The 20,505-nt window shown below is 51.1% G+C and carries 22 protein-coding genes; 18 read left to right on the top strand and 4 right to left on the bottom strand.

Translation table 11 applies throughout. The features are described from left to right. Positions 1 to 179 precede the first annotated feature (179 nt). Entirely contained in the window at positions 180 to 425 is a 246-nt protein-coding gene (locus CHB92_RS20155; protein WP_089321039.1) for a PLD nuclease N-terminal domain-containing protein, read from the bottom strand. A gap of 152 nt (positions 426 to 577) precedes the next feature. Here CHB92_RS20155 and CHB92_RS20150 point away from each other — a divergent pair, with 152 nt between their 5' ends. The 3 genes from CHB92_RS20150 to CHB92_RS20140 all read left to right on the top strand — a co-directional run bounded on the left by CHB92_RS20150 (position 578) and on the right by CHB92_RS20140 (position 2,674). Then, a complete protein-coding gene (locus CHB92_RS20150; RefSeq protein ID WP_089321038.1) occupies positions 578 to 1,357 on the top strand; it encodes a glucose 1-dehydrogenase in 780 nt (259 codons plus the stop codon). A 98-nt stretch (positions 1,358 to 1,455) separates the two neighbouring features. Continuing rightward, positions 1,456 to 2,094, top strand: a complete 639-nt coding sequence (locus CHB92_RS20145) for a DsbA family protein (RefSeq protein WP_089321037.1) — start codon at positions 1,456 to 1,458, stop codon at positions 2,092 to 2,094. A gap of 220 nt (positions 2,095 to 2,314) precedes the next feature. Continuing rightward, positions 2,315 to 2,674, top strand: a complete 360-nt coding sequence (locus CHB92_RS20140) for a DUF1801 domain-containing protein (RefSeq protein ID WP_089321036.1) — start codon at positions 2,315 to 2,317, stop codon at positions 2,672 to 2,674. A gap of 1 nt (position 2,675) precedes the next feature. Here CHB92_RS20140 and CHB92_RS20135 read toward each other — a convergent pair whose 3' ends face one another. After that, on the bottom strand, positions 2,676 to 3,581 hold the full coding sequence (locus CHB92_RS20135; protein ID WP_089321035.1) for a cation diffusion facilitator family transporter: 906 nt from the start codon (positions 3,579 to 3,581) through the stop codon (positions 2,676 to 2,678). A 152-nt stretch (positions 3,582 to 3,733) separates the two neighbouring features. On the opposite strand from CHB92_RS20135, the gene CHB92_RS20130 reads away from it, so the two are divergent. The 4 genes from CHB92_RS20130 (at position 3,734) to CHB92_RS20115 (ending at position 8,280) form a co-directional block, all read left to right on the top strand. Further along, positions 3,734 to 4,417: a response regulator transcription factor gene (locus tag CHB92_RS20130; RefSeq protein ID WP_089321034.1), complete on the top strand. Its 684-nt coding sequence runs from the start codon at positions 3,734 to 3,736 to the stop codon at positions 4,415 to 4,417. Next, a complete protein-coding gene (locus tag CHB92_RS20125; RefSeq protein ID WP_089321033.1) occupies positions 4,414 to 5,799 on the top strand; it encodes a sensor histidine kinase in 1,386 nt (461 codons plus the stop codon). The genes CHB92_RS20130 and CHB92_RS20125 overlap by 4 nt, the downstream gene beginning before the upstream one ends. Before the next feature lie 141 nt (positions 5,800 to 5,940). Then, a complete protein-coding gene (locus CHB92_RS20120) occupies positions 5,941 to 7,506 on the top strand; it encodes a SulP family inorganic anion transporter (RefSeq protein WP_089321032.1) in 1,566 nt (521 codons plus the stop codon). Between the two features lie 135 nt (positions 7,507 to 7,641). Next, positions 7,642 to 8,280 carry a carbonic anhydrase gene (locus CHB92_RS20115; protein ID WP_089321031.1) on the top strand — a complete coding sequence of 213 codons (639 nt, stop codon included), beginning with the start codon at positions 7,642 to 7,644 and terminating at the stop codon, positions 8,278 to 8,280. A gap of 139 nt (positions 8,281 to 8,419) precedes the next feature. On the opposite strand, the gene CHB92_RS20110 is transcribed toward CHB92_RS20115, so the two are convergent. Then, a complete protein-coding gene (locus CHB92_RS20110; protein WP_089321030.1) occupies positions 8,420 to 9,391 on the bottom strand; it encodes an SWFGD domain-containing protein in 972 nt (323 codons plus the stop codon). Positions 9,392 to 9,908: 517 nt separating this feature from the next. On the opposite strand from CHB92_RS20110, the gene CHB92_RS20105 reads away from it, so the two are divergent. Beyond that, a complete protein-coding gene (locus CHB92_RS20105) occupies positions 9,909 to 10,310 on the top strand; it encodes an Ig-like domain-containing protein (RefSeq protein ID WP_089321029.1) in 402 nt (133 codons plus the stop codon). A 63-nt stretch (positions 10,311 to 10,373) separates the two neighbouring features. Here CHB92_RS20105 and CHB92_RS20100 read toward each other — a convergent pair whose 3' ends face one another. After that, positions 10,374 to 12,812, bottom strand: coding sequence for a type IA DNA topoisomerase (locus CHB92_RS20100; RefSeq protein WP_089321028.1), 2,439 nt, complete (start codon positions 12,810 to 12,812; stop codon positions 10,374 to 10,376). A gap of 306 nt (positions 12,813 to 13,118) precedes the next feature. On the opposite strand from CHB92_RS20100, the gene CHB92_RS20095 reads away from it, so the two are divergent. The 10 genes from CHB92_RS20095 (at position 13,119) to CHB92_RS20050 (ending at position 20,502) form a co-directional block, all read left to right on the top strand. Continuing rightward, on the top strand, positions 13,119 to 13,943 hold the full coding sequence (locus tag CHB92_RS20095) for a metallophosphoesterase family protein (RefSeq protein ID WP_089321027.1): 825 nt from the start codon (positions 13,119 to 13,121) through the stop codon (positions 13,941 to 13,943). Between the two features lie 10 nt (positions 13,944 to 13,953). Beyond that, positions 13,954 to 14,550 carry a hypothetical protein gene (locus CHB92_RS20090; RefSeq protein WP_089321026.1) on the top strand — a complete coding sequence of 199 codons (597 nt, stop codon included), beginning with the start codon at positions 13,954 to 13,956 and terminating at the stop codon, positions 14,548 to 14,550. 65 nt (positions 14,551 to 14,615) lie between these two features. Then, positions 14,616 to 14,813, top strand: a complete 198-nt coding sequence (locus CHB92_RS20085; protein ID WP_245842752.1) for a DUF2905 domain-containing protein — start codon at positions 14,616 to 14,618, stop codon at positions 14,811 to 14,813. Between the two features lie 161 nt (positions 14,814 to 14,974). Continuing rightward, positions 14,975 to 15,739 carry a YdcF family protein gene (locus CHB92_RS20080; RefSeq protein ID WP_089321024.1) on the top strand — a complete coding sequence of 255 codons (765 nt, stop codon included), beginning with the start codon at positions 14,975 to 14,977 and terminating at the stop codon, positions 15,737 to 15,739. 173 nt (positions 15,740 to 15,912) lie between these two features. Continuing rightward, on the top strand, positions 15,913 to 16,626 hold the full coding sequence (locus CHB92_RS20075) for a TIGR04282 family arsenosugar biosynthesis glycosyltransferase (RefSeq protein WP_089321023.1): 714 nt from the start codon (positions 15,913 to 15,915) through the stop codon (positions 16,624 to 16,626). 181 nt (positions 16,627 to 16,807) lie between these two features. Further along, positions 16,808 to 17,143, top strand: a complete 336-nt coding sequence (locus CHB92_RS20070) for an arsenosugar biosynthesis-associated peroxidase-like protein (RefSeq protein WP_089321022.1) — start codon at positions 16,808 to 16,810, stop codon at positions 17,141 to 17,143. 3 nt (positions 17,144 to 17,146) lie between these two features. Then, the gene (gene arsS, locus CHB92_RS20065) at positions 17,147 to 18,214 is read left to right on the top strand and encodes an arsenosugar biosynthesis radical SAM (seleno)protein ArsS (RefSeq protein ID WP_089321021.1); all 1,068 of its coding nucleotides are present in this window, start codon (positions 17,147 to 17,149) and stop codon (positions 18,212 to 18,214) included. 46 nt (positions 18,215 to 18,260) lie between these two features. Further along, positions 18,261 to 18,776: a rhodanese-like domain-containing protein gene (locus CHB92_RS20060; protein WP_245842751.1), complete on the top strand. Its 516-nt coding sequence runs from the start codon at positions 18,261 to 18,263 to the stop codon at positions 18,774 to 18,776. Then, on the top strand, positions 18,766 to 19,362 hold the full coding sequence (locus tag CHB92_RS20055; protein ID WP_089321020.1) for a TIGR04282 family arsenosugar biosynthesis glycosyltransferase: 597 nt from the start codon (positions 18,766 to 18,768) through the stop codon (positions 19,360 to 19,362). The genes CHB92_RS20060 and CHB92_RS20055 overlap by 11 nt, the downstream gene beginning before the upstream one ends. A gap of 231 nt (positions 19,363 to 19,593) precedes the next feature. Continuing rightward, entirely contained in the window at positions 19,594 to 20,502 is a 909-nt protein-coding gene (locus CHB92_RS20050) for a hypothetical protein (RefSeq protein WP_089321019.1), read from the top strand. Positions 20,503 to 20,505: the final 3 nt, after the last annotated feature.

The following is a 20,505-nucleotide window of genomic DNA, read 5'->3' as shown; positions in this document are numbered from 1 at the left end:
TACGCTATTGTGTGTTCGATTCAAACGCAAACTGCTTCTGGTCGAGCAGGCAGGCTGCATCGCCGCCAAATGGTAAGACAGCCCCAGTAGCAGCAGGTAATGTAAGTGAGAAGGCGTTGCGCGGGCCTAGCCTGAGACTCCATAGTCCAAGGTAAAGCAACAGGACCGACAAGCCGAACTTAGCTTTTCTGTTGCTTTACTTTTTGTGAGCGGCCAATGAGTAAGTACAGCAGTGCGCCTAAAACAGGCACAAATATGATCACAATTGCCCAGATCAACTTATTTGTCTTGTCTGTAAAATCACTCTGCAGCATGTCAATCAAGGCCCATAACCACAGCCCTACAGGAATCACCAGGAAGAGCAGTACAAGGAACAACTCTATTACTCCGATACCACCAATAAATAGTAAGACGTTTTCTTTCATAAAGATACTTTTCCCGTGCGGGATGTAACATAGAACAGGGTTTGCTTAACAAAGTACTATATAGCTATTAAAATAACCAATTTTTTGTAAGCTATTCCGTTGGCCGACGCGTACAAACAGGCAACAAAAGACCAAACACCTCGAACACAGCAATGAGCGACTACTATACCGCCAAAAAGGTTCTTATTACCGGAGGCGCCCAGGGCATAGGCCGCGGGATGGCGCAGGCCTTTGGCAAAGCAGGTGCCGATGTGATCATAGCGGATAACGACAAAGAAGCAGGGGACGAAGCAATGGCATGGTTTCGGGAACAGAACCTGGCCGTAGACTTTATTTCCTGCGATGTGGCCAACGAAGAGCAGGTAGAGCGCCTGATGGCAGAGATAGGGGAGAAGCACGGGCATTTGGATGTACTCATCAATAACGCCGGAATTGCGAACCCGGAGGTGGGGCCATTGCAGGAAATGGCCATGGAAGTGTTTGACCGGGTAATAGCGGTGAACCTGCGCGGACCGCTGCTCTGTACCAAGTATGCTCTGCCACTCCTGCACAAGGCGGGGCATCCTGCTGTCTTGAACATCTCCAGTACCCGCGCCTTTATGTCAGAACCGGATACCTTTCCCTACTCAGCCTCTAAAGGGGGGCTGGAGGCACTCACGCACGCACTGGCGGTGAGCCTTACGTCGCCCCGCATCCGGGTAAATGCCATTGCCCCGGGGTGGATTGAGGTAGGCCCCTGGGAAAAAGAGAGCCAGCGGTACGAGCCCCATCATAGCCAGCAGGACAAAGAGCAGCATCCTGTTGGGCGGGTAGGTAATCCGGTGGATATCGCCGAAGCGGCTTTGTTCCTTTGCTCTGATAAAGCAGGCTTTATTACCGGGCAGAGCCTGACTATAGACGGTGGCATGACGGTGAAGATGATCTATACCTGATGGCTGTGTTGCTTATCCAGCTCAACACAGTCCAATACGCTTCGGTACTTAAAACTATAAACCGGTAGCAGGGGTAAAATAAGAGCAAAAAATGCTTTATGGTACATGTGCCCGTTTCCCCTACTTTGCTTTATGTCACGAACCCGATGTGCGCCTGGTGCTACGGCTTTACGCCCGTCATACGGCGCTTGCGGGCGCTGTGGCACGGAAGGCTTCACGTGCATGTGTTATTGGGTGATCTGCACGCGCATCAAACACAGCCCCTCTTACCTAAAGAGAAAGAACAACTGGCTGTGAGCTGGCATGAGGTACAGGAGCGCGCTTACATGCCTTTTGATTACCGTTTTTTTACGCAGAAGGGCTTTGTATATAACACCGAGCCTGCCTGTCGGGCACTGCTTTGCGTCCGTTTGCTGCGGCCTGTGCTTACCCTGGAAGTGTTACGGGCGATGCACTCCGCCTTTTTTGCGGATGGGTTGGACCTGAAAGACACCGGGGTGCTTGTGCGTTTGGTCAGGTTGTTTGGTATCTCGGAAAACCTGTTCCTGGCGCTCTACGAGTCGGAAGAGATAATGCAGCAACTGGAGAATGAGTTTGGATACGCAGACAGTATTGGGGCCACCATTTTCCCAAGCGTGTACCTGCAAACCGGGGAGGGGCTGGAACTGCTGACCAATGGCTATTGCCCCTTGGATACGCTGGAGCAGCGGATGCTGCGCGTGCTGGAAGATGCTTAACCCCCCTGTTGGTTCGTACATGTTGTCAGTATTGCTGATTTTTTTGAGGCTGCCGATTCTTCGTATTTCCTTAAAAATGAATACCTGGTGAAGCTGGAGGATAAAAGATCGTGGGGCGTGGCCACGCACCGTGAAACAAATTAGTGTAGGTACAGGTATATATTATCATATTAGTATATTTAAGGTTAAAGCAAACCGCTTGTTAAATATCTGAACCTATATGAGAAGTAAAACCACAACAAACCAGGTAGACGAGTACATCGACAAACTGGCACCTGAAAAACAGCTACTGGCACAGGAAATACGCAGGATCATTAATGCTTCAGTAGCTCACCTGGAGGAGTGTGTGCGCTGGGACAGTGCCTGCTATTTCTTTTACGGACCTGTTTGTTATTTTGTCTCCTCGCGCAGCGGCATCCACTTCGGTTTTTTCCGGGGGAAAGAACTGGCAGACCCTGGGCGTCGCCTGGTAAGCCGGAACGGCCAGACCCCGCACGTGAAAATCCGCTCTTTAGAGGATATTGATGAGAATTATTTCGGGGACCTGGTGCGTGAAGCAGTGCTCTTAAACCAGAACTAAGTTAAAGTAGCCCCTGGTGGCTGCATTCCTCCCCGGAGGCTTCCAACTCTACCGTTATATGCTGTATGTCCATGTCGGCCATAGCAGCACGCATCTTCTTTTTCAATTCCTCAGCCTGTGGTAGCTGCAGCGTGTCCTCCACCACCGCGTGCAGCGTCAGAACATTGTACGTACCGTCCAGTGTCCACACATGCAGGTCATGTACCGACTTAACATCCGGCATTTGCTCGAGGCGTAATGTCACGTCCTGCAGGTTTACGTTTGAGGGCGTAGCCTGCAGGAATATCTTCATGCTCTGGCGCAGGTTCTGTATCACGTTGTACAGTACGTACAGGGTAATAGCTACTGATAACAGTGGGTCGATGACGGGGAAGTCGAAGAAGTACAGTACAATACCCCCCGCCAAAACGGCTACCCAGCCCAACACATCCTCCAGTAAATGCAGGCGAACCGCCTTCTGGTTCAGGGACTCTCCGCTTTTCAACCGCAGCGCAGCCGCCCCGTTTACCAGTATGCCAAGAATGGCAAAGCCGACCATGCCGGCGGCGTTGACAGGTTGCGGGTCCAGAATACGGGGAATGGCCTCCGAGAGCACAAAAAAAGACCCTACCAGCAGGATAACCGAATTGATAACCGCACCCAGCAATGAAAAGCGCTTGTATCCAAACGTGTAGTACTCGTCGCGCTCGCGCTTCGCGACCTTCTCAAAGTACCAGGCAAGCCCCAGCGACAGGGAGTCCCCCAGGTCGTGCAGTGCATCTGAGAGAATGGCCACACTGTTGATCCAGAGCCCCCCCACGATTTCGAGTAAGGTAAAACCCAGATTCAGAAAAAAAGCTACCTTTATGTTATCACTGGCGCCATGGTGGTGCCCATGCCCAGCGTGGTTGTGGTGTGCGTGTGCCATAGCCTTAAAAACGAAAGGGAGTGCAAATAGATACCTCGCCCTCCCTTCTAAAAGTAGGCGGCCCGGTACTTTACGCTATCTTTGCCCTACGGGGTAGAGTTACTTTTATTTTGAAAAACACCCGGTCAACACAAACTGTACTCCGCTGAATCATGAAAATTCTGTTGGTTGAGGATGAGCCCAAAGTGGCCTCCTTTATAAAAAAGGGACTGGAAGAGCAGGCTTATGAGGTAGACCAGGCCTATGATGGCCTGTTTGGGGTAAAAATGGCCTTGCAGCATGAGTATGATCTGGTGATACTCGACATCATCCTGCCCAACATGAACGGGCTGGACGTGTGCCGCGAGATCAGGAAGCACAACACCACCGTCTCTATTTTAATGCTGACGGCTCTTGGTACCACCGATGACAAGATAACAGGCCTGGATGCCGGAGCAGACGATTACCTGACCAAGCCTTTCGAGTTTAAAGAACTGCTGGCGCGCATTCGCGCCCTGTCCCGGCGCGGGGCGGAGAGCAGTGCCGGGGAAAAGCTCTGCATTGCAGACCTGGAGATGGACCTGCTGAAGAAAACGGTGACGCGGGGCGGTAAACCTGTAAATCTAACAGCAAGGGAGTTTGCATTGCTGCACTACCTGTTGCGTAACCAGGGGCGGGTGGTATCGCGGGTGGACATCACGGAGCAGGTGTGGGAAACCTCTTTTGACACCGGGAGCAATGTGATTGACGTGTACATCAACTTTCTGCGTAAAAAGATAGACAAGAACCACGAACCGAAGCTCATCCATACCCTGGTGGGGATGGGATATGTACTGAAAGAACAGGGCAATCTATGAAAATCAGGACCAAGCTTACACTCCAGTTTGCCAGCATCTTTGCGCTGATTCTTGTCCTGTTCTCGCTTGTTATCTACTACTTTACCTCCCTGTATCGTCAAAACGACTTTTATAACCGGATTTTGCAACGGGCCTATGTTGCTGCCAGTCACTTACTCGAAAGCGACGAAGTGAGCGAAGAGGAGCGGCAGCAAAACCTGATCAGCTTTTACCATGAGTTGCCGTTGGAGGCGGTGCGGATATACCGCCTGAACGGGGAGCTGCTGTTTTCGAAAGGGGAAGGGAAACTGGGGGTAACCCCACAAAGGCTGGAGCAAATAGCACAAAAGAAGGAGCTGCAGTACGAGCAGGGGGTGCGGCAGGTAGTGGGGGTGTACTACCCCGATAACCAGGGAAACTTTGTGGTGCTCTCCTCCTCCATTGACGCTTACAGCTTGCGTAAGTTGCAGCACCTGAAGACGATTTTGATCGTGGGCTTTCTGGGGTCTATGGTGGTGGTGCTGATAGCGGGGTGGGGCTTTGCCCGCCAGGCCATGCGCCCTATCACCAAAGTGGTCAGTGAGGTAGAGAAGATCAATGCCAGTGACCTGCACCGGCGGCTGAGTGATGCAGATGGCAAAGACGAAGTATCTGTGCTGGCCATGACCTTTAACAAACTACTCGATAGGCTGGAGTTGGCCTTTGAGATGCAGAACACTTTCGTGTCGAACGCCTCACACGAGTTGCGCACCCCTCTCACCGCCATGATCGGGGAACTGGAGGTGGCCCTGATGAAGCCCAGGGGGGAGGAGGAGTACCAGCGGGTGCTACAGTCTACCCTGGAGGATGCCCGGCTGCTGGCGGAGCTCTCTAACGGGCTGCTGCAAATAGCACAGGCCAGCATGGACGCATCAAAAGTAAAGCAGACCTACCTGCGCTTCGACGAGTTGGTGTGGATGGCGCGGGAACAGGCCCTGAAACGCCATGCGGAGGCGCGCATCGACATAGACTTTGCCCAGTTTCCGGATGATGAAGACCGGTTGATCGTTAAGGGGAACGAGGCCTTGCTGTTGATCGCCGTGCTGAACGTGCTGGAGAATGCGATAAAGTTCTCCCCTTCGGGGAAAGGGGCCACCGGTCAGATTGTAGTGCAGGACCATGAGGTGCTGCTAAAGGTGCGGGACCAGGGCGTGGGGATAACGCAGGAAGACCTCAAGCACGTGTTTGTGCCTTTCTTCAGGGCCGAGAATGTACGCAATATTACAGGGCACGGCATTGGCCTGCCCCTGGCCGAACGAATTCTGAAGCTTCACCGGGGAGCTATTACCGTTGACTCTAAAATCAATGAAGGTACTGAGGTTACCATTAAGTTACCGCAGGCTTACTTGTTTATTCCCTCCTGATACTGTTTTTAATCTCCTTTTAATGTCTTTTTAATTTCACGTTAATCTTATCGCTACATCTTTGCAGCGTTAAAATAGGTTTAAACGTCTTCAGCATTTTTAGAGTTAAGGACCGCTGGAGGATCAGTTGCACGTTGGAGTATGAAAGAAAAAACAAACGATTACGTAGCCAACCTGGGGAAAGACATCCCGGCTGGCTTAGTTGTGTTCCTGGTAGCACTTCCGCTTTGTCTGGGTATAGCACTGGCGTCCGGTGCACCTTTGTTCTCAGGCCTGATAACAGGTATTGTAGGCGGTCTGGTAGTTGCCTGGCTTAGCGGTTCTCAGTTAAGTGTGAGTGGTCCTGCTGCCGGCCTAACGGTAATTGTACTGAACGGAATCGAGACCCTGGGAGCTTTTGAAGGCTTTTTGCTGGCAGTTGTGTTGGCTGGAGCATTGCAGCTGGTGCTGGGCTTTGTGAAAGCAGGGGTTATTGGCCTTTACTTCCCATCTTCGGTAATCCGGGGCATGCTGGCAGCAATCGGTCTAATCCTGATCCTGAAGCAGATACCGCACTTCCTGGGTGCAGATGAGGACTTCTTCGGTGAGATGGAGTTTTTCCAGCCTGACGGGCGAAACACCTTCTCTGAAATTGGCTATGCCTTCTCTTCTATACAACCAGGCTCGCTGATTATAGGAATTGTATCGCTGGTCATCCTCGTGCTTTGGGACAATGACAGGCTGAAGCGTTATACGTTCTTCAAGCTGGTACCGGGTGCCCTGGTAGTAGTACTTTTGGCTGTTGTACTGAACCTCCTGTTCTCGAGCGCTTTCACGTCTCTGGCCATTGCCGAGTCACACTTGGTTAGCATTCCAATCATTGGCAGCAGCGAGGAATTGGCAGGGGTGCTGCAGTTGCCTGACTTTAGCTTCCTTACAAACCCTGACCTTTATATTGTCGCATTTACGATAGCCATCGTGGCCAGCCTGGAGACACTGCTAAGCGTAGAAGCGGTAGACAAGCTGGACCCGCACAAGCGCCGCACAGACACTAACCGGGAATTGAAAGCTCAGGGTGTTGGTAACATGGTGGCTGGTATGCTGGGCGGCCTGCCAATGACGGCTGTGATCGTGCGTAGCTCCGCTAACGTAGCCTCTGGGGGCCAGACAAGGGTGTCGGCTTTTGTACATGGTGTGTTCCTGGCCTTGTCCGTGTTTTTCCTGGCCGAGTTTCTGAATATGGTGCCGCTTTCTGCGTTGGCTGCCGTGCTCCTGATGGTTGGCTTTAAGCTAACGAAACCAAGCCTGTACAAAGGGCAGCTGAAGCTTGGCCACGAGCAGTTTGTACCGTTTATCGTGACGATCCTGGCGATCCTCTTCACAGACCTGTTGATTGGTATCTGTATCGGTCTGGCCGTGGGGGTCTTCTATATCCTGAAAGCCAATTACAAGTCCCCTTACTTCTTCCACAGAGAGGAAAGCGCGAACCGGGATACGATTCACATCAAACTGAGCGAGCATGTTTCGTTCCTGAACAAAGCAAGCATCATCCTTACCCTGGATCAGTTGCCACATAACAGCCATGTGATCATCGACGGTGCGAACTCTGCTTACATAGACTACGACGTGCTGGAGGCTATAATGGAGTTTAAGAAGACAGCGCATGAGCGCAACATTCATGTGGAGGTGCTAAACGTGAACGAGGTAAGTGTGATGGACATGCACTAAGCAGCAACATCAATAAAGTATAAACTGTTATAGAGAGGCTCCTGAGGAGCCTCTTTTTACTAACTGGCCTAGGTAAATCCATTTCAAGGGCCACTCCTTACCTTTCGTCAATAAGTTTCAACCTCATATAAATCAATGCAAAGAATACTGGAGAATAATAAAAAGTGGGTAGCCGAGAAGCTCAGCGAAGACAAGGACTACTTCAATAAGCTGTCTTTAGGACAGGAGCCCCGCTACCTGTTTATAGGGTGCTCCGACAGTCGTGTGCCGGCTAACGAAATAAGCGGGACAGGGCCAGGGGAGATGTTCGTGCACCGCAACATAGCCAACCTGGTAGTGCACACGGACATGAACCTGCTGTCAGTACTGCAGTATGCTGTGGAAGTGTTGAAAGTGAAGGTGATCATCGTTTGCGGTCACTATGGCTGCGGCGGAGTGGCTGCGGCGGCAAGCAACAAGCAATATGGCTTAATCGATAACTGGCTCCGCAACATAAAAGACGTGATGCGCCTGCATGAGCGTGAGTTTTTGAGCCTTTATGATGAAGAGGAGCGCCTGCGCCGCCTGGTAGAGCTTAATGTGATTGAACAGGTCCACAACCTCTCCAAGACCTCTATCATACAAAATGCGATGCGTACGGAAAACCCTCCGAAGTTATACGGGCTGGTTTATGACATAAAAGAAGGTCTGCTTCGTGACCTGAAAGTAGACACTTCTACGTTCAGGCGCTACGAGCACATCTACAGCACAGTCGGAGAGGTATCTGAGCTATAGTCATGCGCAGGCTTCGTGCTGCACTGCTTAAAGAAAAAAGCCCCGCTGCTTCGTGCAGCGGGGCTTTTGTGGCGATACAGCCACTGTTCTTAGGTAGTGCTATCGTCTAGGCTCGTTATAAAACGGCCTTCTGTTGCTTCTACCACTCATAGTCTCTTCTTGAAGATGATCCGTAAGAGTAGGGAGGTCCGCTATAGGTGTTTCCTGAGGAGTAACTCCCATACCGATAGTCGTCATCGTTGTCACGATTTCTGTCCCGGTTGCTCATCTCGCTCATTCTTCTCCTGCGGTCTTCGCTTTCGTCCATTCTTCTACGTCGCTCTGCGTCGTCATCGCCAAACCAAGACTTTACCTCGTCGCCAGTGCGGTCCCAGAAGCTACGATCTTCGTTGCTTCCCCGATCGTAGTTTGAGCTGTAACGGCTTCTGTCATTGTCTCTATTAAAGCGGTCCCGGTCATTGTCTCGGTCATAAGACGTGCCGTAGTTCGAAGTAGTGTAGCCAGTGCCATAAGTCCCAGCCCCATAGGCGTTCGATCCATATAAAGACCCTGAGCCATAACCGCCAGTAGAACCGTAAGTATCATAGTCTCTGGCCCGATAGTCCCTGTCGCGATCGTTGTCACTTGTGGCGCGGTCCCAAGCGTTTGATACACGATTTTTGGTCCTTTCCCACATGTTGCTCTCATCGCGATCATTGTTGCGGTCCCAGGTGTTTATATTGCTGCCACCCCATCTGCTGTCACGGTCATAACGGTCAGTATCGTAGTTGTTGCCGTAGGCTGAGCGGTAGTCTGCATCGTAGTTTGCGCCGCGACGATCGTTATTGAAACGGTCGCCATACGTGCTGTAGCTGGAAGAACCGTAGTTATTACGGTCGTAGTCTGTCTCTCCTGATGCTCCATATCCTCTGTAACCAGATGAGGAGAACATATCACGCCCGGAGCCTAGAGTGCTGTTGCCCTGATCATAAGTGCGGGAGCCATAGCCTCTACGGTTACGGCCTTCTGTTAAGTCATAATCGCCGGAGTAGTAGTTTCTGGCTGATCCTCCGGTTTCTGATCTGGTGTTACTGTTGTACGGGTTGTAACCCGAGTTTTCATAGCTTCTCATAGGTTCTAAGTTTATAGTTTCACAAGTTATTCTCTTCAAAAAAATGTACACAGCATTGCTGCGACGTATTTCTGTACGCATAGGGTGTGGCATAAGTTATATTATGGCTCTATACTATAGCCTTTATCCAAGGTGTTGTACATAAAGCGCGCATCAGAACAATTGAGATATAATGGTGCAACTAAACCCGGTGCTTAGAGCCCACTTTTACAGCGGCTTCACTTGATTATGTTTGTACTATTTTGATTGGGTGTCTATGTGGTTGTCTGCGTTTAATTAAATATCTACATATGTATATATTTGATTAGTAGTTCTATGTTGCCTGTCTTGGGTGCTCGTCTTGCTGTGTGATAAGTTTTGCGAAATTGTAATTAAGTTGCGGAGGATCTTTGGGGTTAGTGGGAGGAATTCTATATTTGCGCGGGCTGCATGCTAGCATGTGGCTAAAGTGCCAGAGGCAAATAGTGCAAAACAAACTTTGCCTGAAAGTCGGGAAAAGACGTTCAGTTATACTACCATGAAATTAAAAACAGTACCGGCCGCTTTGGCCGCCATTTTAACGCTAACGGCGTGTGAGGACTTGTTCGAGAGTGGAAACCTGGAGCCAGACGGTTCTGTTCCTAGCCTTACCGTAAACACCCCTACCAATAACCAAACTGCCTCCATAGGACAGGGGCTAACGATTGATGTAACTGTGGTGGATAAAGACCAGGTGAGCAACCTGGACTTTGTAGTAGCGGGCAGTAGTGGTGAAAATGAATTGATACATTTTGTTACCAAACCTGGGAAAACAGTAGTAGAATACGACACCCTCGTGTCACTACAGAACTTTGAGCCAGGCAAATACACTTTACTGATAAGTGCCCAAGACAGGCGCACGAACCAGTCGTTAAAGGAAGTGAAGTTTAACGTGCAGTAGGCAAGGCTTTTTGAACTAGCCCGGCAAGAGTAGGTAGCCCTTGCCGGGATTTTTACTTCAGAGTCAGAATTGAAACACCACCTGCCACTGCTCATTTAGGGTGAGGGCCGCTTCAAAAGGCTTTCCTGTCTTGTTCGAGATAAAGCCTTTTATTTTGGGCGTCTTACCCTTTAGTAGAAGAGCAGCGAGTTGCTTTTCCGTCAGCTGCTTTCCGCCCATCTCGAAGGGAACCACGAACTGGCACCCTTCCCGGAACCTGCTGCAGCCATAAGCCGCTCTGCCTTTCAATAGCTTTCCTTGCTTGCAGCGCGGGCATTGCTCGAAAGGATTTACTTTCTGAGCTGTTTCTGCTTTATCTAAGACAAGTCCCTTGGCTGCATCGAGCTTTAAAACGGCATCAAAGCTCTCGCCTTGTTCATCTTTAAAGCCCTTAATCGTCGGGGTTTTTCCTTTTGTAAGGAGTGCCTGTACCTGCTTATCGGTTAGTTCCTTGCCCTGCTGGGCAATAGGAATCAGGAAGCGGCACCCATCTTTATAGCGAACACAGCCGAAGGCCTTGGCCCCCCTCAAAATGTGGCCTTGTTTGCAGGCGGGGCAGGCGCCAAGGCCTTGAACCTCTCTGGTCTCAGCTTTTTTACTTTCGGCCTTCTCGGCTTTCTTCTTGGGCTTGCTCGTTGACCTGTTTTCCTGTTGCGGCTCTATGGTAACGGTGGCCTTGTCATACTTCACTTCCTGCACCAGGTTCATCACAAACTCCTGCAGCTCCTGCAAAAAGGCTTCCGCCTTAAACTCGCCACCCTCTATCTGACGTAGCTTGCGTTCCCACTGGCCTGTCATCTCTGCCGACTTCAGGGTCTCGTTCCGGATCACGCCGATCAGGTCAATGCCCATCTGGGTTGGGACGATCTTCTTTTTCTCCTTTCGGATGTACTGGCGCTTGAATAGGGTTTCGATAATGGCGGCACGGGTAGAAGGGCGGCCGATGCCGTTTTCCTTTAGCGCGTCCTTCAGCTCCTCATCCTCCACTTGCTTGCCCGCCGTTTCCATTGCGCGCAGCAGGGTAGCCTCTGTATACTCCTTGGGAGGGTTGGTCATCTTCTTTTCCAGCAAAGGAGCGTGTGGGCCATGCTCTCCCTTCTCGAAATTCGGTAGTACCCCGGCCGCCTCTTCCTCCTCTTTGTTGTCCTTGCCGGTAGGCTCCGACTTCACATCCTCGGCGCCGTAAATCACCCGCCAGCCCGGGTCGAGTATTTGCTTGCCCCGCACTTTAAAGGTATAGCCTGCCGACTCTGCCATGACGGTGGTGTTACTTACGATACAGTCGGGGTAAAAAGCAGCTATAAAACGGCGGGTAACAATATCATACACATCCGCCTCGCGTCCGTACAGGTTACCCGCCGCCGCACCCGTCGGGATGATGGCATGGTGATCGGTAACTTTGTTGTTATTAAAGACTTTCTTGGTCTTTCGGATCTTGCTCTGCAGCAGTGGTGCTACTTCCTGGCTGTAGTTGCTCAGGCCCTGCAGGATGCCGGGGATCTTTGGGTAAATATCATCCGGCAGGAATGTGGTATCCACACGCGGATAGGAAACCACCTTTTTCTCATACAGGCTCTGCACTGTCTTCAGCGTTTCGTCAGCAGACAGGCTCAGCTTGTTGTTACACTCGATCTGTAGGGAGGTCAGGTCGAAAAGCTGGCGCGGCGATTCTGTTCCCTTTTTCGTCTCTACGTCCGTAATGGTGAGTTCCGCCTCTTTGATCGCCTCCATGATCTTCTGGGCTTCCTCTTCCTTCTGAAAACGGCCGTTGGTGCTGGAGAAAGTCGTGTCGCGGTAGACCGTCTTCAGTTCCCAGTATGGTTGCGGCACAAAGTTGGCGATCTCGTGGTGGCGGTTTACCAGCATCGCCAGGGTGGGGGTTTGTACACGTCCGATTGACAGTGTCTGGCGGCTGCCGTTGGCGTACTTCAGGGTAAAGAGGCGGGTCGCGTTCAGACCCAGTAGCCAGTCACCAATGGCACGGCTCTTACCAGCCTGGTACAGCGAGTCGAACTCAGCACCATCGCGCAGCTTTGCAAAACCCTGGCGTATGGCCTCCTCTGTAAGCGAAGAGATCCAAAGGCGTTTAAAAGGCTTTCTGTACTTCGCCTCTGTCAGTACCCAGCGCTGGATCACTTCCCCCTCTTGCCCGGCGTCCCCGCAGTTAATGACCTCTTCCGCTTTGTCCAGCAGCTGCTTGATGATTTTAAACTGCTTTTGTACCCCACTGTCCTTCATTAGCTTAATGCCGTACTTTTCGGGTAGCATGGGCAGGTCGTAGAGGCTCCAGCGCTTCCACTCCGGGCGGTAGTCGTCGGGCTCGCGTAAGGTGCAAAAGTGCCCGAAGGTCCAGGTGACCTGGTAGCCGTTGCCTTCGTAATAGCCATCCTTCTTGCTTTTGGCACCAATGACCATGGCTATCTCACGGGCGACACTAGGTTTCTCAGCAATACAGACTTTCAAGCGGTTATGGGTTTTAATGCGTTACTACGTACCTCAAATTTAACGCTTTTAAGGCTGATCTGCGAATTTAATCTGCACTTAAAATGAAGCACAGCCCCTCGCAGGATAAAGGGGTAGGGATAGCCTGGTGTGTTAAAATCTGACAATTGGGGAGGAGAGTAGAAGCCTACAGGAGCTATACTGTTCTTGAAAAAATGAAAGTTAAGCCAGGAGTCTCAGGAATTGTTGTTTCTTGAAGCCGAATCCGAAACATTCCAATACCTGCGGTGGTAAAATCGAGGAGAAAGTTTATGAAACCAACCCATTATGTTTTCAATTATAAAAACGTGTGGCCATGTGCTCCTGTCTGTGGGCATGCTGTTACTGACCGTAAGCATGCAGGCGTGCGATGAATTTGAATACAGCCCTTATGAGGTGCGCCTGGATGAGGATGAAAAAGACCTTAACAAACGCAACATCGCTGCAATCGAAGCGCTGGATATTGCGCCAACAGATACCGTCCGTTTTGTGTTAACAGCCGATCCTCAGGGCTTCTACCAGGAGAATGAGCAACTGGTCCGGCACATAAACCAGCTGGAGGATATTGATTTTGTACTGCTTGGGGGAGACCTGACGGATTTTGGCCTGGTGAAAGAGTTTAAGCTGGTGCACGAGGACTTTAAAACGCTGAAGGTGCCCTACGTGGCCGTGGTTGGCAACCATGACGCCATCAACAACGGCAAAGAAGTCTTTAGCGCCATGTATGGCGACTATGACGTCAGCTTTGCTGTGGGAAACACCAAGTTTATCCTGCTGAACACCAATTACCTGGAGTTCGATAAGCAAGTGCCCGACCTGGATTGGCTTGAGGCGGAACTTAAGGCCTCTGCAACTTATGAAAATGTGATCGTGGTGTCCCACATTCCTCCAACCAATACCGAGTTCGGTGAGGAGAAGTCGGTTCGGTACGGGCAGTTGTTGAACCAGTACAAGGTAGACTTTTCGTTGCACGGGCATAACCACAACTACAAGTACCACTTCCCTTTTGGGGAGGAACTACCTGTTTTAGAGACCGCAGCTACCGAGAAGCTGGAGTATGTGGTGTTTACCGTGGCAGGGAACGAGGTGAGCTTTGAGCGTGTAAAGATTTAGCAGCCAGAAGATGAAAATAAGATTACTCGTAAGTGTCCTTTGCCTCCTCAGTTTTCCTTTCCAAGGTATAGCGCAAGACAAAGAGAGAGACAGCAGAAATTGGTATGCCCCGGATGGCGTTACGCTACAGTTTGCCGGCAATACCGGTATGTTTTCGGCCGGACCAAGTTACAGCTTTCTGCAGGATAAATTAAGCGCTGAGTTACTCTATGGCTTTGTCCCGAAACTCGATGGCAAGGAAGTGTTGCACCTGCTAACAGTCAGAGGAGTGTACCGGCCCATCAGGCGGGTTGACCTGAGTAGGCAAGTGCAATGGACACCACTGCGGATGAACCTGGGCCTCAGCTACTATTTCCGGGACCAGTTCTCTACCTCCTGGGACAGCTCTTACCCCAAAAACTACTATTGGTGGACGAGCAGCCTGCGGATAACGGGAGGCATAGGCACTGAGCTTACGCGGCAGCTCAATGGCGGGACCCTGAAGGAAGTTAGCCTTTATGGAGAGTTAAGCACCTACGACCTGATCGTGACGTCGGCCGTAAAGGATCCTACGCTCACGGCCTGGGACATTCTCAGCTTTGCCGTTGGGGTGCGCGCAGGTTTTTAAGTAAAAGCGTATCTTTGGCGTTCACGACAAAAGGGTAAACAATGCAGCCTATCGGGAAAACAATTGTGCTTTTAGGGATAGTACTGGTTGTAGTGGGACTGGTGATCTGGCTGGCAGGGGATAAGTTCAGTTGGTTTGGCCATTTGCCCGGCGATATACGCGTGGAGAAAAAGAACATGCGTTTTTACGCCCCTATCACCAGCATGATCTTGCTCAGCATTCTCTTCTCGCTGCTCATGTGGCTGTTCCGCAAGTTCTTTTAGGGCAAGTGCTTTTACCATTTCCCTTTACTTTCCTATATTGCCTTTGCCAAGGGTATGTAACCGGTAAACTACAGGAAGATCAGGCTGCTTCAGGGCAGTTTTAGTTCAGCATAAGGCGCCACTCTTTCTATTGCTCTGGCTGTTTTCATAAGCTCAGTGTTATGTTCTTCATCCTTTCCAAAACGCTACACTTTTTGTTGATGCCCTTTATCTGGGTGCTCTTACTTTTGATATTCGCTGCGTTGCTTCGGTCTGCCAAGTGGCGGCGTCTCAGCCTGGTCGGAGCACTGGGGATCCTCTTTTTATTCTCCAATCCGTTTCTGGCGAATGAAGCTTGGCGGGCGTGGGAGGTAGAGGCTATGCCGGTAGAGGATGTGAAGCATTACGATGTAGCAGTTATCCTGACAGGCGTCACAGCCTTTCGGGAGGATATCCCGGACAGGATCCACACGCATAAAGGGGCAGACCGCTTCCTTCACCCCTTGCAGCTCTATCGCATGGGAAAGATTGATAAGTTCCTGATAGCAGGAGGCAGCGGGCGCGTTTTGGCGGGAGCTGTGGCTGAAGCAGAGCAGATCGAGCGGGTGCTGCTGCTTGCGAATGTGCCAAAGGAAGATATCCTGATAGAGGGTAACAGCCGTAACACCCGCGAAAATGCGAAGAATACCGCTAAGCTTGTGGAGCAGCACCCGGAATGGAAAAACCTTTTGTTGGTAACATCCGCCTTCCACATGCGCCGGTCAGCTGCTTGTTTTCAGAAAGCCGGGGTAAAAGCCAGCGCCTTTAGCACAGACTTTAATGCCTCTGAGCGGCGCTTTACCCCAGACGAAACGATCATTCCGAGTGTATCCGCCTTCAGTGGCTGGCACCTGCTTATCCATGAGGTGACTGGTTTTATCGTCTATAAGGTCTTAGGCTACTGTTAACGCGCTAATTGGCGAGACTACCATAAGGGCAGAGCAAAGCATTGGAGAGGCCATAGGATAGGAATGGACTTCTTTTATAGAACTATTAGTTTTTCCACAGAGTATACTAGGATTCCTGCTACTTCCAGGTAACAAAGCGTACTGTTACCGGTTTTACCAGAAAAGCAGCTTTTTTGACCACTGCTAACGTTGATACCGCCATTCTTCTGTTTGCACATGCAGCAGGACAGGAAGTGAAGACAAAGCTCTTTTCTTCCAGGCACGGTGCACCTACCAACGAAGAGATAGCCCAGGTACTCTTAGATCATACCTTACGGGTAGTTAATAGCACCAAACTGCCGCTTATCACGCTTTTTACCCAGCAGCAGCAGGGGAACACCTTCGGAGAACGGCTTGCCAATGCCTTTCAAGAAGCCTTTGCAGCAGGATACCAGCGGGTAATTTGTGTAGGGAGCGATTGCCCCACCTTGGCGGCTTCAGACCTTTATGCGGCACAGGAGGCACTGCGGCATAACAGTTTGGTCATAGGCCCTGCCACAGACGGTGGGGCCTACCTGATTGGCATCCAAAAGGAAAGCTTTCAGCAGGAGACCTTTTGCCAGTTGAACTGGCAGACAGCTAAAGTGCTGGGAGAGCTGCAGGCCTATGCCCGGCAGCACAGCGAAGCTCCGGAAAAGCAGTTCTTCCTGCTTGCACAGAAGTCTGATGTTGATGACGAGCAGGGGCTTATTCGGGAGCTAGAGCGGCTGCTCGAAGGCGATATCCTCAAAAAACTGCTTCAAGCCTTGCTTGCTAGCGAGGCATTCAAACCAGCACAGGATCAGGCTATCGGCGCACCTTTCGAGTTACCCATAGGTAGCGTTCTGCTACGGGCACCTCCCTTTTAATTTATTTTTTCTTTCTCCGTCGCTATGCCCTAAGCACTAGCAGGAACGCCTGTTGCAAGGCAGGGTGATGGAAAACGACTGTACAGCAAGCAGGTTTTTTGTCCCTGCAGCCTCACGAATGGCAGCAGTGCGTCTGCCTTTATCAGCATACAAAACAATCACTTAAAACAATAATCTTCCTATGGAAAAGACCTATTACAACCCCGACGATCTCGCCAAATTTGGTAACATCTCCGAGCTGCAGCCTGAAATGGGCCGCAAATTTTTTGACTACTATGGTGAGGTATTCAAAGAAGGCGCCCTGACCGAACGCGAGAAAGCCTTGATCGCTTTGGCTGTTTCACATGCGGTGCAATGCCCTTACTGCATTGATGCTTACAGTACCGATTGCCTGCAGAAGGGGGCTGACGAAAACCAGATGATGGAGGCCGTGCACGTGGCTGCTGCCATAAAAGGGGGAGCTGCCCTGGTGCACGGTGTGCAGATGATGAACAAGATCAAAGAGTTGACGATGTAGCCTATGGGATCCACGACAAAATCATTGAAAGGCCAGCAGCATGCGCTAGCCGATTCATCCTTTCAACTGAACGTACTCCAGGGACCATCACGGCAGGGTGAGCGCTTTCCGGCCTTTGACGCCAAGCTGCGGGAGCATGACCTATACCCCCTCCAGCCGACGGGCACCACGATTCTGCAAATTAACGTGGGCAAGATGTGCAACCAGACCTGCAAGCACTGCCACGTAGATGCCGGACCGGACCGCAAAGAGATCATGACGCGCGAAACCATGGAGCTTTGCCTGGAGGCCCTGCGCCAGGCACCGGACATTAAGACGGTAGACCTGACGGGGGGCGCGCCCGAGATGAACCCGGATTTCCGCTGGTTCGTGGAAGAACTTTCCCAGCTGGGGCGGCAGGTGATGGTGCGCTGCAACCTCACTATTATTCTGGCCAACAAAAAGTACCACGACCTGCCCCTGTTCTTTAAGAAGCATAGGGTACATGTTGTCTCCTCCTTGCCTTACTTTCAGGCATCGCGCACAGATGCACAGCGGGGCGATGGGGTGTTCGAGAAGTCCATCCAGGCGCTGCAACTGCTCAACGAGGTGGGCTACGGCAAAGAGGGGACAGGCCTGCAGCTGGACCTGGTGTATAACCCTTCCGGTGCTTTTCTGCCGAGCGGGCAGGCTTCGCTGGAGGCAGAGTTCAAGCGCAGGCTCAAGAAAGGCTATGATATCGACTTCAACAGCCTCTTCTGCATTACCAACCTGCCGGTTAGCCGCTACCTGGATTACCTAGTCAAAAGTGGCAATTACGACAGCTATATGCAGAAATTAGTGGATGCCTTCAACCCTGTCGCTGCCATGGGCGTGATGTGCCGCAACACGGTATCGGTGGGCTGGGACGGTTACCTCTACGACTGTGATTTTAACCAGATGCTGGACCTGAAAGTAGCGCAAAGTGCACCGCAGCATATTCGGGATTTTGATCTGGCCAGCCTGGATAAGCGCAGCATCGTTCTGAACCAGCACTGCTATGGCTGCACGGCCGGGGCAGGATCCAGCTGTGGGGGGGAAACAGTTAAATAGCCGGCTACATTCCTTTCTTTTAAAGCATAAGAGGAACACAAAACCATTGAGAAAGAAACTATACCTGGCTGCGGCCATGTGCTGGCTTCCACTGTTACAAGCCTGTAGCCAGCCCACAAACAAGGCTTATGCTTTACTGCTGAAGAGCCTGTATGATAACACGGTGCCGCAGATAAAGCCCGAGAAGTTGTACCAGCTACTGGAGCAAAAGCACCAACTGCTTTTGTTAGACACCCGGAGTACGAAGGAGTTCGCCGTGAGCCACATGAAAGGGGCACGGCAGGTAGACCCGGCCACTTTTCAGCCGACAGAGCTGGGCAAAGAGGCAAAAGATAAGCTAGTAGTTGTGTACTGCTCGGTTGGCTATCGGAGCGAGCGGGTAGGAGAAAAGTTGCAGCAAGCCGGTTTTACAAATGTGCTGAATCTGTACGGCGGCCTGTTTGAGTGGGTAAACAGGGGCTTTCCTGTTTACAACAGGGCGGGTGTCACCCAACAGGTGCATGCTTACTCGGAGCTTTGGGGCATGTGGCTACAGAAAGGAGAGAAAGTATATGACGAATAAGAAGCTACTCATGCTGTTTGTGCGCAACCCGGAACTAGGCAAGGTAAAGACCCGCCTGGCAGCAGCAGTAGGACCTGAAAAAGCGCTGGAGATATACCTGCACCTTTTGGAGCATACCCGAAAGGTAACGCAGGAGGTGCCTGTAGAAAAACTGGTGTATTACTCCAACGAGGTAGAGCAGGATGACTTGTGGCCAAATGAGCACTACCAGAAGCGGGTGCAGCCAGCAGGCGAGCTGGGCGAGAAAATGGAAGCTTCCTTTGCCGCCGCTTTTGAAGAGGAATATGCCTCGGTGGTGATCATCGGGAGTGACTGCCTGCAATTGACGCAGGAGATCGTGGCGCAGGCTTTTGAGGAGCTAAAGACCCACGAGGTTGTCATTGGCCCTGCTTTAGATGGAGGCTACTACCTACTGGGGATGAACAGACTGCACGCTGACCTCTTCCGGAATAAGCAATGGAGCACGGAGCATGTTTTTCCCGACACCCTCCAGGACGTCCAACGCCTGAACCTGTCTTACGCTTTATTACCCCGCCTGTCTGATGTAGACTATGTGGAAGACCTGGGGCAGGAGCAAAGCCAATAACTTAAACAGTACGATTTATCTATTATAAGAGGAAGGATCTTAGTTCTTTCAGCACAAGAAATAACTTCAGTTTCTCTCAGAGGTCCAGATATAAAAGGGGAACGAAAGTTTATGGTAGAGGGATAGGGCTACAGGTTCATAACACTTGCGTTGTCTTCGGATACTCCAGACCTTTGCCTTCGCTTAGCCTCGCACGTTTTTTGCTTTGCAAAGCGTACAAATAATCTATTTATGAAACGATTACTGCCTTTGCTTTGCCTCCTTCTAATTGGCATGGCTGGTACATTTATAGCTTGCGCTAACCAGGATATTAGTGCCGCCGCAATTGGAGCAGACAAAAACAGTTATACCGAACTGCAGGAGTTCTTCCAACCGGACTGGGCCATGAACAAGCTATGGGATGATGGCCTGGCAGAGGTCGCCATTTACGATGCAGAGCGGGTGGTATATGACAAAAAGCGAAGCTTTGAGTTTACCCAGATCACCGTTAAGGAAGACTTCAACAGAGCGCATAACGTTAAAACCGACGACTATTCGCGTTCGGATCTGTTTCCGGTCTTAAAAGTGAACCAGTTTGCCCGCATCCCGACGGAAAAATACCCTTATCATTACCTCACGTCCCTGTTCCTGCACCGGGAGCAGCCTTGGGCATTGCACAAGCTTACGACTTCCTCACAGGAGTGGTGCGGCAATACCTTTAAGGCCATAACGGACGAGGGAAACAGTTACCAGGAGTACTATAACTCTTACTTCGACGGGCAGGGAGAGGGGCACAGGGACTTGCCGAAGAATGCTTTGTTCGAAGACCAGCTTCCTTCTACTTTGCGGGCACTACGTTTCCAGGACGGGCTGCGCCTTCAGGCGAATGTGGTGGAGTCCTTGCAAAATAATAAGGCTTTAGCGCCTGTTGTTTACCAGGCAAAACTCTCCACTGTTAAAACCGATCTGGAGGGGCAAGCGGCCTGGCAGGTCATCGTGCGTCTGGAGGAGGGAAAACAGAATACCTACTGGTTTGCCTCACAGTATCCGAACCAGCTATTACAGCAGGAGACCTGGGATGGCCGCAAGCTAAAGCTGAAGCAGCTGAGCCGCTACGCTTACTGGCAGGAGGGGGGAAACAAGCTGCCCCCAACCCTATGAATT

It is taken from the genome of Pontibacter ummariensis, from assembly GCF_900188175.1.
In the GTDB taxonomy this organism is placed as follows: Bacteria; Bacteroidota; Bacteroidia; order Cytophagales; family Hymenobacteraceae; genus Pontibacter; species Pontibacter ummariensis.
Note: the sequence above shows the minus strand (reverse complement) of the source record. Positions and strands in the feature narration are given on the sequence as shown.